The organism is Massilia sp. TWP1-3-3 (genome assembly GCF_049897805.1).
In the GTDB taxonomy this organism is placed as follows: Bacteria; Pseudomonadota; Gammaproteobacteria; order Burkholderiales; family Burkholderiaceae_D; genus Telluria_A.
In genome coordinates this window covers 28091-41230 of record NZ_JAFCWX010000040.1, presented here as the reverse complement: position 1 = coordinate 41230, position 13140 = coordinate 28091, and the positions used below count along the sequence as shown (strand labels likewise).

Annotated in this window: 5 protein-coding genes; all 5 read right to left on the bottom strand. The window is 58.2% G+C overall.

Annotated elements, in window-relative coordinates; all coding sequences use genetic code 11:
* Positions 1 to 122: 122 nt before the first annotated feature.
* The 5 genes from ACP7D4_RS25315 to ACP7D4_RS25295 all read right to left on the bottom strand — a co-directional run bounded on the left by ACP7D4_RS25315 (position 123) and on the right by ACP7D4_RS25295 (position 13135).
* Positions 123 to 896 carry a hypothetical protein gene (locus tag ACP7D4_RS25315; protein WP_426212037.1) on the bottom strand — a complete coding sequence of 258 codons (774 nt, stop codon included), beginning with the start codon at positions 894 to 896 and terminating at the stop codon, positions 123 to 125.
* Positions 897 to 1306: 410 nt separating this feature from the next.
* Positions 1307 to 1762, bottom strand: coding sequence for a hypothetical protein (locus ACP7D4_RS25310; RefSeq protein ID WP_426212034.1), 456 nt, complete (start codon positions 1760 to 1762; stop codon positions 1307 to 1309).
* Between the two features lie 8 nt (positions 1763 to 1770).
* Complete coding sequence (locus ACP7D4_RS25305; protein ID WP_426212038.1) at positions 1771 to 2112, bottom strand: hypothetical protein; 342 nt, start codon at positions 2110 to 2112, stop codon at positions 1771 to 1773.
* 74 nt (positions 2113 to 2186) lie between these two features.
* A complete protein-coding gene (locus ACP7D4_RS25300) occupies positions 2187 to 2702 on the bottom strand; it encodes a hypothetical protein (protein WP_426212033.1) in 516 nt (171 codons plus the stop codon).
* Entirely contained in the window at positions 2690 to 13135 is a 10446-nt protein-coding gene (locus ACP7D4_RS25295; RefSeq protein WP_426212032.1) for an RHS repeat-associated core domain-containing protein, read from the bottom strand. The genes ACP7D4_RS25300 and ACP7D4_RS25295 overlap by 13 nt, the downstream gene beginning before the upstream one ends.
* Positions 13136 to 13140: the final 5 nt, after the last annotated feature.

The following is a 13140-nucleotide window of genomic DNA, read 5'->3' as shown; positions in this document are numbered from 1 at the left end:
GAGGGCGAGGCTAGATTATGAATCGCCGCTCGTCGTTTATACTCAGCACATAGCCTTGCTGCAACATCCGACTGACACTGTTAATTAACCCAGTGTTGCGCTTGGTATTTGAAACCGCCAAGCTACGTGATTAGAACATCGCCAGCTGCTAGCTTGTTTCGAAGATCATCCAATCCATCCGGCTCCACTTCCCACAACCAGAGTTGCCCGTCGTCAGCCAGGCGCAAAGAAGAGTGCTTATCTTCGCGAATCACATCTGTCAACGATTGAGAAACCGAAACTCGTGCATTCAATTGCGTATTATTAAGAACGTTTACAGGATATACATCTCGAATTTTTATAAGTCGCGCCTCCGGTAATGAAGCATACCACTTATTTAAACGAGTTTGATCTTCGACGGTGAGTTCACCCGCATCCAAACCCAAAACGTGAAATTCTGGCTTTTTTTGAACAGGTTGAGAAACAGCGTATCCGAAATCCCAGCGCTGTAGGGCAATGCATGACATCAGGATGCTATTAAAGTCATCTGAAGAAAACTCTAAGAAGCGCTCTTCGATGGCCAAGCAAAACAACGTTTCCCCGATCTCCTCCACATAGCTTAATGAGGCGGAAGCATAACTATCGTAACCAGGCTCTGCGCTCCCGGCTGGATTTGCAACCAACGACATCACATGAATATCGCTGAATCCGGATTTCAGCGCCTTAGCGTGCGTCCTGGCACCGAATTTCGTCAAATTGCCATTATACCCAGTGCCTTCCGCAGCAAAATAGGTTGGCGCGATACCGATGCGAATAAAGATGTTTGTGATCAAATCATAGAATGCTTTAAATCCATCGGCGCCAGGAGATGGTGCTGTGTAACAATAAAGCCCTATTGCGAATGCTTTGTCAGACATAAAATTTTCTTGTGGTTATTTCGGTGAACGCGTAGGGACGACTACTTTTGGCGGCAGCGGGATAAAACCTTTAGCCCTTAACTGCGCGTCCAAGGCCGCATTCCTACTCCTTAAAATTGCCGGATTATCCGTAGCAGATTGCACCTCGACGCGCGCTACACGACGATCATTATAAATCGCTGTTACGTCTGGTCTGCGATTGGGGGCGATAGTTTTTGGATTGAGCTCAAGGGCACGGTTATAGCCATGATCTAAATGGACGCTAGCTACGTTAGGGTCTTTGGCAAACGCAATGGCTTCGCGGTACGTGCGGACTTGATGAGCACCATTGTTCCCAGTCCGCTGCGCCTTACCGTCAATCTTGGATTTCCAGGACTTATCAACAGGATTAACTGCACTATTTGCCCCTACTATGGCATTGCAGAAAAGTGGCTTCGCCACTCATCAAGCAGTCCTTTAGACAGTGTTACATCAACAACGCCATCCTCGATCGTACCGACATACCGACCATCCAATTCAAACTCGAATTCCAATCCCTTATCTAGAGAAAGTCGCTTAACTGAGTCGACAATATGTTCGACTTCTTTCAAATGAAGTTCGTCTATATCTCGGGGTAAATCGTTTGGTGGCAATGCAGAATATATCTCATGCACGCCCCCCACAGTTTCGTCTGGGACATCGACTTCTCGTGTCCCAACGTCTTCCACAGTATCAATAAATTTTGGCGCCCCAATGACCCAACCTCTTGAGACGACCATATCCAAGAGCATCTTTTTAACTAGAGCGCGAATCTCATCGTCAACATCTTGGGCAACATAGAATATTAATTTTTGCTTAGGATGGTCGTCTGGAATCTGAATAGTCATAATAATCCTCAAGGTTTTGGTGGATAGAATGGCAATGCCGATCCAGGACCGCCAACGTTGTATCTAAAACCGCCGGGCATATGAGCGTTCAAATGGCGAGTGGCAGCGAGCGGCACCGTCAGCGGTGTGCTTCCGATATGATGCATTGAAATTTTTTCTCCCATTAACCCGGCATCCTCTGGGAAGATACTCACCCATGCATTATCAACCTTGGGCGTTCTGCCCTTGGCTATCGCGGACAAATTTGCATCACTTAGAATTTCGCCGTACCCCAGATCGCTCCAATGGTCCCTTAGTGAGCGCCAGTCGGCTGCATTCGTCCGCGTCACACCGGAACGTGTTGTATTCAGTGGCCTAGTAGCTGCGGCTTCTAATGCGAGTTCTCCGACACTCGCGTTAGAAATGTTATCTGCCCCATGTATTTCTAATATTTGTAAAGAATAGCGTACGGCGGTTCGTGATCATCATCGGTCGCGCCACGAAAATAAAACGTGTACCTTTCGGTTTCAATTGTGCGATGAACAAAAAGACCATCAGACGCAATTCTGTACGATGCCGACTCTTGGCAAACGTTGGGCCGCATGTCCTTTAACCAATTCAAAATAGGCCCATATTCCGGGAGCACTTCGTCAGGCAAAAACCCAGCTGGCGACGTCAATAATGAACCAGAATCCTCTTCAATATTCATGGCAGCCACCCTCATCATTGCGCAATCATCCGGCGCAAAAAATATGCCTGACAAAAATGGCCCCTCGGTATTGGCCCCTCCACCGCCAAATTTTGTTAAATAGAGATATATTCCACCACCGATACGATATAGTGACTTCCCCAAAAATGCAGCCGCGTCAATTTGTTCCACCACATTAGAAAGTGGTGTCAATTTCTTTAGTGACACCAAAGAATTAAATTCCATAAAATCACCCTTTTTTATTGTGGCCATTTAAACACTTTACCAACAACGCGACCGTTATTCAATGCATCAATCGCCATATCCTTAGCCGGCCCTGGTGGCATATTCCTTACTGAGTTTTCGACTTGCGGCATCCATTTATCCAATTTTTCCGCTGGAATAGATTTGGGGTACGACGAATTGTTTGGTGCCCGATATTTTGCATCCCAGACGTGGATGGTGCCATCTCCAGCCGTATCAAGCGTTACATAGTCCGCCCTACCGGGAACAGATGTTTTTCCAGGCGCTTGTATTCCAACATGCCCAAGACCATTCGTTGCTTTGTCGTAGCCTTGAAATTCTCCGATCGCCCCGTTTAACTCAGAATAAGGACTGCGTCCAGAATTTACCTTGGCGATCACCTGCGACCGAGACGTCGCGCCCTTAGGTGTTGTGGCTGTATTTGCCCCGCCCGGCAATTCAGCTGTTTCTACGCTTGGGCTCCTATTACCTTCAAGAACTAGCCGGCTACTAGTAGGCGGTGGTTCGACAAGCGGCGTCGGAGGAGCGAGATTAATTATGGGCCCTGTAGTGGCTCGTGGCTTCAGCCCACCAAAAATATTATCTTCAACTTCGGGCGAGTACTTCCCGATCTTGCCCTCGACGATTTCAGAAGCTTTGCGTGCCGCAGCTCCTGCTGCAGTGGCAATCTTATTCTTGATCGATTCAGGAACTTTCGAACTTAACCAGCGCGCACTTGGTGCCACTGCCTTAGACAAGAATACGCCGCCCGTAGCTCCAAATGCCGCTCCGGTAGCCTGATCAGATGCAAATTCACTTCCCGTCGACCCCTTGCCCCCAACAGTCAAAGCGTTGAATCCGGCACCTCCTAACGCGCCTGCAACTGCAACGCCACCCGTGCCGGGAACAGCCCGCCCAACATCGATCGACGCACCTATTTCAAGGCCACCAACAATATTCTGCCCCCATACGCCCATATGTTCGCTGAAACTATGAACTTCTCCGTCCTTCACATCGTTGATCATCCCACCGGCCATCTGGCCAAAACCCCAGAAAAAGCCAGCAATGCCACCTACCGCTGTGGCGCTGTGTCCGTCTGAATCCACATAGACCGCCGGGTTGCCATACGCATACAGATAGTGATGCAACGACAGCGGCGTCTGCCAATTCCCCTCAAACGGATCTTCAGTAATAAACCGCCCCAGCTCCGGATCGTAATACCGAGCCTTGAAATAGATCAGCCCGCTTTCCTTGTCCATCTGATGCCCGGTGTACCCGAACTTGTTCGCACTCTGGCCCGTCGATTCCTTCACGTTCCCGAACGCATCGAAGATCGTCTCGCTTTTGATCGCGCCATTGTTGTCCGTCGTGGCCACCACGGATCCCAGCGCGTCATGGTGCAGCGCCTGTATCCCGTCCTGCTGGCTCCACATGCTGACCGAACGCCGCCCGTCGGACTCGTAGCGCATCATCACGTCACCGCTGGTACTGCTGTCCTGGAAGGCATCCTTGCCATCCCACAGCGTACGCAAGCGCACGGGTGGCGCTCCCGGCTGCAAGGGATCCTTGGCTTCTTTCTCAACACGCAGACCGAGGTGGTCATTGCCGTAGCGCCCCAGCACCGTGCTGTTGCGCGCGAACATGATCAGGCCGTCGCGCGCGTCATACGTGTAGGTCGTCAGGTCATTGCCCTGGGTTTTCGATATCAGGTTGCCCTGCCCGTCATAAGCGAGCACAGTGTTGCCGGCAACAGCATCGGTAACGTCGGTCAGCTGGTTCCTGCCGCCATACATGTAGCCTTTGCTTGCCACCTTGGTCTGCCCGGCAACGGTGGTACTCACCGTTTCCTTGGTGCGGTTTGCCACTGCATCGAGTTCATAATCGGTGACCACGGTCTTGCCAGCTTCCACAACGCTGCTCTTCCTGAGGCGGTCGGCCGCATCGTAGATGTACGACGTCGCTTGCGCTCCGGCGGTACGGTTGATCGTTTCGCTGAGGCGATTGCCGTTGACGTCGTACGTATATTGCGTACTCGACAAATTTGTGCTCGCCTTCGCGTGCACCACCGTTTTTACGCGCATTGCCGCGTCGTAGGTAGTGGTGCTGGTAACGCCATTGCCGTAGGTGATACGCGTATTCAGGCTCGAGCGGTCATAGGAATAATTCACATTGCCCGACTGGCTCACGATGGCGATCAGGCGATTGAGCGTGTCGTAGGAATAGCGGCTGGCCTTGCCATCCTGCGTGATCAGCGCCTTCTTGTTGCCGTTCGCATCGTAAGTCGCGCTTGCCTTGGCGCCGAAAGGATCGGTGTGGCCTTGCTGGCGGTCGAAATTGTCGAAGCTGTAGCTGCTGACCTGTTCGGTCGCACCCGTCTGGGTCACCGACACCACATTGTTGTTCGCGTCGTACCCTGTGGCAATGCTGCGCAGGCTGTCAGCATTTCCAGCGTACACCTTGCTCGTTTCACGGTTGAGCACGTCAAAGGTCCGGGTGGCGGTCACGCCATTGCCGTCCGTATGCACCGTCAGGTTGCCGTTGGCATCGTAGTCGAACGTTTCTTTCGCCCCGCCCGGGTAATTCAACTCTTTGCGCCGGTTCAGTACATCGTATTCAAAGCCCGTGGAATTTCCCTTTGCATCCAGCACAGACGTGTGATTGCCGTTTCCGTCGTAGGCGTACACCGTAGTCCCAACCGGATCGATGATGTGTGTAGCCCGGTTGGCATCGTCGTAGGTGACCGACGTGGCGTCACCACCGGGTCTGGTGGTCGACTTGCGGTTGCCCGCCAGGTCATAAGCGAAACTGGTGCTTTCGCCGGCCGGATTGCGCTGCGCCGTCGCCCGCCGGCGTTTGTCGTAGGTATTGCGCGAAATGCGCGCTTCGGGGTCGGTCACCGTCGTCACGTCGCCCATGGTGTCAAGACCAAAGCGCGTGATGGCGCCGAGCAGGCGCGCCTCCTCAATGCGCAGGTCGCGTTTGTCAAACACAAAGCTCGTCTTGTTGCCGTTGGCGTCCGTGGTGCCAATGATATTGCCATTGCCATCATAGTCGTGGGCAACGAGCGTCACCCCATCCTTGGTGCTGCTCTTGAGGCGGTTCATCGTGTCGTATGCAAACCCGCTCGCCACGCCGCGCTTGTTCACTTCCGATGTTTTGTTCCCCGCCAGGTCGTACTTGTAGGTGATCGATTGATCGAGCGGATCGGTAACCGTGGTAGGACGATTGAGGGCATCGTACAGGGTGACTGTCGTGTTCTTGCGCGCATCCTGCAGCTCGGTCTTGTTGCCTACGCCATCGTATTTGATGACCTGGATGCCTTGCCGCGCATCGGTCACCGTGGTTTGGCGGTTGAGCTTATCGAACAGATACGACGTCGACACATGCCTGGCGTCAACAAAACTAGTCCGGTTGCCCATCAGGTCATACGCATAGCTCACATCGCGGCCGACGGGAAGATCGCTCCAGCTCACGCGGCTCAATGCGTCGTAGTGGTGCGTCGTGCCATGGCCGTTTCCGTCAGCTTCCGTCAGCTTGTTCCCATCGGCATCGTAAGTCCACGAGCCGACGCTGCCGATGCTGTCCGTGCTCGACGTGCGCATGCCGATGCCGTTGTAGGCATGCTTGACCGCGTTGCCGTTCGGGTGATCTTCGCCAACCAGGTTGCCCACGCCGTCATACGTGTAACGGGTCAGGTTGCCCTCGCCGTCCCTCGTCTCGGTCTTGCGATTGAGCTTGTCGTAGCTGAACAAGGTCGTGTTCAGGTTGCCGTCAATCGACTTGGTCAGGTTGTCATCCAGGTCGTACGCATTGTTAATTGCCGTGCCGTCCGGGTTCGAAATCTTGATCAAACGGTTGGCGCCATCGTAGTCATAGACGGTGTCGTGCCGGTTGGGGTCGCTGGACAAGATTTTGTTGCCGTTCTTGTCGTAGTCGAACTTGGTCAGCGCGCCCAGCGGCGCCAGCTTCTGTTTCAGGCGGTCGAGTCCGTCGTATTTGAACGTCGTGGTGTTGTGGCGCGGGTCTTCGCTCGACGTCAAGTTGCCGTTGCCGTCCCGTTGCATGACCCATTTGCCTTGCTCGGCATCGATGGTCGATGTGCGAAAGTTCAGCGCGTTGTACTTGTGGGTCGTAATGCCGCCGTTCGCGTCGGTTTCCGATTCCACATTGCCCACGCTATCGTAGCCAAAGCTTGTGATCTTGCCCATCGGCTCAGTGCGCGTCTTGAGGCGATTGCCGCGGTCGTAAGCGAAAGTCGTTTCGTTGCCGCGGTAATCGGTCTCCAGTACCTTGTTGCCCACGCCATCATAATTAAAGCCCTTGGCGCCGCCGGGGCGGGCATGCGTCATCGGCAAGTCATGCGCCTTGTAAGTCCAGGACTGCTGTTCGCCGTTCTCGTCAACTTCGCTCAGCTTGTTACCTACCGCGTCGTAAGTGAACAAGCGGGTGCCGCCTTCGGGTCCAAGCTGCGACTTGATTCGCCCCTGCTCGTCCAAAACAAAAGTGATCGTGTTTCCGCGCGGTCCAAGCACACCCGTCACCAGGCCGCGCCCATCGCGCGTCAGGGTCGTGGCGGCGCCGACCGGGTCGGTGCTCTTGACACGGTTGCCCCAGCCGTCCACGCCGAAGAAGGTCACGCCGCCTTTGCCGTCCGTGGTGTTGAGCAAGTCCCCATTGTCGGCATACTGGTGAACGATCGTCACGTCTTCCGGCAAGTTTTCGTTGGTGGTGTTGCCGCGGGAAGTAACGATGTAGCTGCGCAAGTTACCGTTGCGGTCGGTCTGGCTCAGCAGCCTGTCCTTGATGAACGGCGCGCCCGACTGGATCAGGAAGCTGCGCACCAGGGCCAAACCACCCACGTCTTCGCTGGTGACGTTGCCGGCGCTGTCGTAGCCATACAGGGTTGTCACGCCACGCGGGTCGGTCTTCGACAGCATGCCGATGTCGTCGTCGCGCCAGGTCATGATCGTCGTGCCGATCGGGTCAGTGATGGTCAGCGGACTGCCGTACTTGTTGAAGGTATAGGTCGTCGCGTTGCTGTTCTGGTCCGTCACCTTGGCGGTCTTAAACTCCGGCAAGTCAAGGTCGTACTTGATGGTCCCGGTCGGCTTGTCGATCGACGTGATATAGCTGTGCCCCAGCGTGAGCGACACGCCGTCCTTGGTCAACAACGGCAAATCTTGCTTGGCATAGTGGTAGGTGGTGAGGCGATCGTTCGGATCGCGCGAGGTGCGAATCAGCGCGCGCAAGTCAGGTTCAGGCACGTCAGTCTTGTAGCTGAAGCGCTCGCTGCGTCCATTGCGCTTGACTGTCGTCAGGTTGCCGAACGCATCGTGTTCGAAAGTCATTTGCAGTTTCGGCCCCGACACGGACTTCAGCAGCGGCTGGTCACGCACTGCGAAGCTCCCAGGCATGGTCAGCTTTTCATACGTGAACGTCAAGGCGCGGCCGTCGGCACTCTTTACGGACTTGACCAATGGAAACGGCAAGGCCTCCATATCGTACTCGAGCGTGACCTTGTTGCCATTCGTATCGGTCACCGTATCGAGCCGCCAACGGGCGCGCTGGCTCGTGAACTTGTAATGGTGCTTGCTGCCGTTCTTGGTGTACAGGTCAAACGACTTATCGGCCTCGTTCGCCACCAAGGTCGAGTGGTAGCCCAAGGCCGCCTTGAGCACGCCGTTTGCTTCCGGGAAAAAGCGCACGCCGCCGCCGTCGCCGCCGGAAACGGAGATATCGCCGCAACCGTTAATCTGCAAAGTGGAATCGTAACTGTGGGTCCAGTTCGCGCCCATCACGCCGATGCGTCCGTTGCCAGCGGAGGCATGGCTGACCTGGAAGCGCAAGTCGGGGCCGCGTCCCGGCAGCTCCATCGCCTGCGACTGCACCAGCATGCTGCCGTCGCGCACCAGCACGCCATTGACCACCACGTGCCCGACCGGCAACTGGTCAGCCGTCGTCAGGATCGTGTGCAGACCACTGGTGGCCTCGTCAGTAACGCCTGGATCGGCTGCCGAGACGGCAGTGAGGATCAGCGCGAATTCGCCCCCACCCAGCTCGCCGGCCTTGACCGGGTCCACGTAGGCGCCGGCCTCGAAGGCCTTGTTGGCGAAAATTTCCTTGCCAACAGCATCGTCGACAACACCGGACTTGATCCGCTTGGCCACCAGCGTGGCGCGTACCGGCTGGGTGAAGCGAAAGCTAACGTTGCCGGGAATGTCGCACGCCTTCTTGTTGAGCAGGTCAACTTCGAGCGACGCTTGTCCGCCCTGGAAGGTGTCAATCAGGCGCTGGCGCGTGGGCAGCATTATCTTTTCAGACAGTACTTGCACGCCCACGCCGCGGTTGAGCACGAGCTGGGCTTGATACGATTTGAACGGATTGAACTCCTGCCCGCGAGAGACGTAGGCGAAGCCTTCACCGCCCCGTTGCGAACCGGAGATGGTGGCAACATTGACGCCGTTTTCGAACAGGTCGACTTCCGCGCTCGCTGCCACATAGGTGTCGGGTTCGATCCGGAAGGCGATCTTCACCGCCGAGACCGCCCGACGCTGTGTATCGAGCAAGATGCGCGTGCCCTCGGGGCCGATACCTTTTACGGTCGGCAAAACGCCGAAGATATCCAGGCGCGGGCCGGCGCCTGAATACATCTTGGGCATTTGCTTGAGCGCACCATTGACCATGGTCGGGACCAGCACCTTGATCTCGCCGGCGGCAATGACCACGTTGAGCGCCGGCGCCGCGCCAGTCTTGAATGTGCTGCTGTACTGGCCGGTGCCGGTCTTGCTGGTGCCGACAATGCTGCCGCCGCCCTGGACTCCAAACTGGAGGTCGCCATCGGTCCTGATTTGCTTGGCGAACGGATGCCAGTAAATATAGTCACCCGACGGACCCGGCCTGACCTCGTAGGGATATTCGGTTTTCCACAGCGATGCTTTCAATGGCTGGAAATACTCGGTGCCGGCCATGGCCGCGCTGACGTTCGTGCCGGTCGCATCAAAGACCTGGCCTTCGAAGGCGACCATGACATCAGTGCGCGCCGCCGAATCGCCCGGACCCGCCTGCCGGCAATAGCCACCTGCCTGGTAAAAATAGGTTTGCGAAAACGACTGCGCATGCGCAGTGACCGTATTCATCCCCATGACGTCGTTGCCAAGCACCACACCGGCCGCCACATTACCTAACGCGCCAGACTTCAAAGTGATCGACTTGGCCCCGCAGGTACCGATCTGCGGCGCCGCGGTCCCGCAGCCGACCGTGCCGCCGCCCGGGCCCGTGGCGGCGTCGAACACGACACCTTGAAGGAAATACTCGGCCGAGCGGTCCGACTGGCACACCTGCTTGGTGGCAATGTCGATGACGACGTCAATGTTGGACAGCGGGTTGTCGTACTGATCATGCAACAGCAGGCCGAGCGAATCGGCCCACATGGCGGCAGCGGGAGCGCCTCGATCTGCCGTGGTGCGTGTAATACCTGAGAGCACGTCCGGGCGCGCGACTGCGGAAAATGGCTCCGACGTGGCCAATGTCCCCTTTTCCGAGGCTACGCTGACATCGATCAGGTTCAGGCTGACCCGGGTGGTATTCGGCGCGCTGCCATCGATCATCATGTAATACGAATTGACATCGGTCTTTTGGCCCAGCGTCGCCGTGACGCTGGCGATGCCCTGGGCATTGGTCTGCGCTACGAACGTCGAGGCGCCTTCGATCTTGCCGTCGCCGATGGCGAACTTGAATGTCACGCTCGCGCCAAGCACCGGGTTGCCGTCAATGTCGACCACGGCCACCGACAGCGGGTGCGCCAGCTTGCGCCCCACAATACCGGTCTGGCTGTCGCCCACCCCGACCTTGTAGACCTGATTTCCGGACATTGGATTGCCGTTGTAGGCATCCGTATCGGGCGAAGCGAGCGCCGCCGCCAGAAAGTCGAGCGTCCAGGCTTGTGCCGGGGTGGCGGTCGCGCCGCCGGCCAGGCCGCCGGAAATAAAGTACCCGCTCGCGCCGCTGGCCGGATCGGTGGCGCGCCAGACGGAGCCGTTCCAGCCCACATGGGTCAGCCGGCTGGCCGGCACGTCAACCCGGTAGCCCAGGCGGGCCAGGTTGCGGATGTGCTCCTTGACCGCCGGCGCGTGGTCGCTCGCCTCGATCGCATCGACGTCGCCTGCGGTCAGGCTGCGCAGTGCAATCGCCTGCCCTTTGGCGATGGCCAGGCCTTTGTCGGCCGAGACGGCGTCAACCTGGAACTGCTTTTCAAAGGTTTGCGACTCGAGCGACGATCCATGCAGGCCCGACAGTGCTAGGAAGCGCCTGGCATTGGCGCCGATCGCCTCGACCGGGTGGCTGGCGGCGTCCAGCGTGACGCCTTTCCACACCAGCGTATAGGGCGTGTCGCCCACGTACTCGGTTTCCATCAGGTTGGTGACGATGGCCACCGGCGGCACCGGCCGCACCAGCTGCACGCCACTGAGCGCGGCCAGCTGCGTTTCGCCTTCCGACCAGGCCCGGCTGTACGAAAGCGCCACGCCGTCGAGCAGCTTCGCGCCCAGCTTTTCACCGTCGGACGGCGCGCTCTCGGCCGGACGCGTAGCGCCCGCCCCGCCAAGATGGATGGCGTGATAGGCGCCGGCCATCACCGATTGCGACACGCGCTGGGTGCCAAACGGTCCGCTGAGCACGATGTCCAGCGCCAGCGGATTGCCGGGTGTAACGGCGGCGCTGCCGGCCAGGCGCACTTTTCCGGCAACGTTGATCTGCGCCCGCAACTCGATCAGGTAGAGCGGCACGGCGTTCAGGCCGCCGAACAGCAGCGCGAGCCGATGATCGGCCAGCGTGGCCGGCTGGAACGAGAGCGTCATGCGGTCGTTGCCCGCTTCGTGCAGCGGCACCGTCAGGTCCAGCACGTTGGCACTGCCGCTGGTCAAGGTCAGGTGCGCGGTGACGATATCCGATGGGGCCAGCGTTGCGCTCTCGGCGGTAACGGCGATGACGGGGTATGGCAACGAGTTTGGCAACAGCGACAGGTTTAACGCCGTGACCGACTGCTTGCCCAGCGCATCGGCATAACTGCTCGCGCTGCCGCGCTTTTGCAGCACCTCGATGGCGCGCCGTTCGACAAACTGGCCCAGCGTCTCGGCGCGAACCTGCGACAGGTATTCGCTCTCCAGTGCGGAGGCGCCGCCCAGGTCGTCGAGCGTGATGGCTGGAGCGGACCAGTTGCTGTCCTTGAACGATGGGTCGAGCGGAATCCAGGTCTTGCCTGAGGCATCGACGGTCGCGCCACGGTAATTGGTGTATGGCACCAGCGCGGCGACCCACACGTGCTCCAGCTGCACCGCCGCGATCCGCCCGCCACGGGTTATGCTCTGAAATGCCACGCCGGCCTTGGCCAGCGCGGCCGGCACCTGGGCCGGGTCCTTCAGGCCCATGTCGTTGGCAACCTTGTCCAGTCCCAGTTCCACCACGCCATGAACATAGCGGCTCGGCACGCTTGATGCGCGCAGCAAGGCGACCAGCAGGCTGGCCTGGTCGGTATCGTTGCCGCCGCCGCTGCGCAAGGTGCCAACGGCGCCCTTGACCGAACCGGCATACCACTCGGTGCGGTGGGTATTGCGCACGAATTCATAGATGCGCACGTAGTCGCCCTGCAGCGCACTGGCCTGCTTGACGATTTCATCGGACAAGGGCGCTTCCGGCGACGCGGCGCCGTCCGACGCTGCGCTGGCAGTTTCAGTGTTGCTGGCATAGCTGGGCACGACGACTGGCGTGAACCGCGGCGCGCGCGCCGGCAAGTTCAGGCCGCCGACCGGCAGCGACAAGGCATTCAGGATCGGCTCATGAACGGCGGCCTTGCGCGGGGGAGCAAGCAGCGCCGCGGCGCCCTTGATGGCGGCGCTCGCGGGCGCGGCCACCTGAACATTGGGCGCGCTGTCGGGGGGAGCTAAGGCCGGCTCGAGCATGTCGATGATTTGCTGGTCGCGCGCATGGCGTTGGCGCAGCATGTCCTGGTGCTTGCCGAGATAAGCTTTGCCCGCTTCGCTGCCGGCCAGTTTTGCTTCGACGTGCGCCTGGTGGCCGGCGTGAATACGCAGCGCGCCTTTCCAGGTCTGGTAGGCGTCGAGCGCGCGCGCCGCGTCGGCACGCGACGCGGCGCGCTTGTCCTGCAACGGCAGCAAGGCGGCCAGCAGACTAGCTTCCGCTTCGCGCAACTGGCCGATTTCGGCCGCGCGCTCGACGCTGGCGCTTTCGCCAATGCCGTGCGCCCTGCGATAAGCGTTGATGGCGGGGACGGCATCGCGACCGCGGGCAATACGGTCGAGAACGTCGTCCTGCTCGGTGGTCCTGGCGGACACTTGCCTGACCTTCGCAGGGGCCGCCGTCGCTGGCGCGGCAGGCTGCGCCTGTGCCTGCGCCGTGAATATCAAGCTGGCCATCAACACTGCAAAATAGGTCGCGTTACATTTCATACCAT

Bases quoted from the DNA above. Each gene is read 5' to 3' on its own strand.
- ACP7D4_RS25315 (WP_426212037.1), bottom strand. From the start codon at position 896: ATGTCTGACAAAGCATTCGCAATAGGGCTTTATTGTTACACAGCACCA.
- ACP7D4_RS25310 (WP_426212034.1), bottom strand. From the start codon at position 1,762: ATGACTATTCAGATTCCAGACGACCATCCTAAGCAAAAATTAATATTC.
- ACP7D4_RS25300 (WP_426212033.1), bottom strand. From the start codon at position 2,702: ATGGCCACAATAAAAAAGGGTGATTTTATGGAATTTAATTCTTTGGTG.
- ACP7D4_RS25295 (WP_426212032.1), bottom strand. From the start codon at position 13,135: ATGAAATGTAACGCGACCTATTTTGCAGTGTTGATGGCCAGCTTGATA.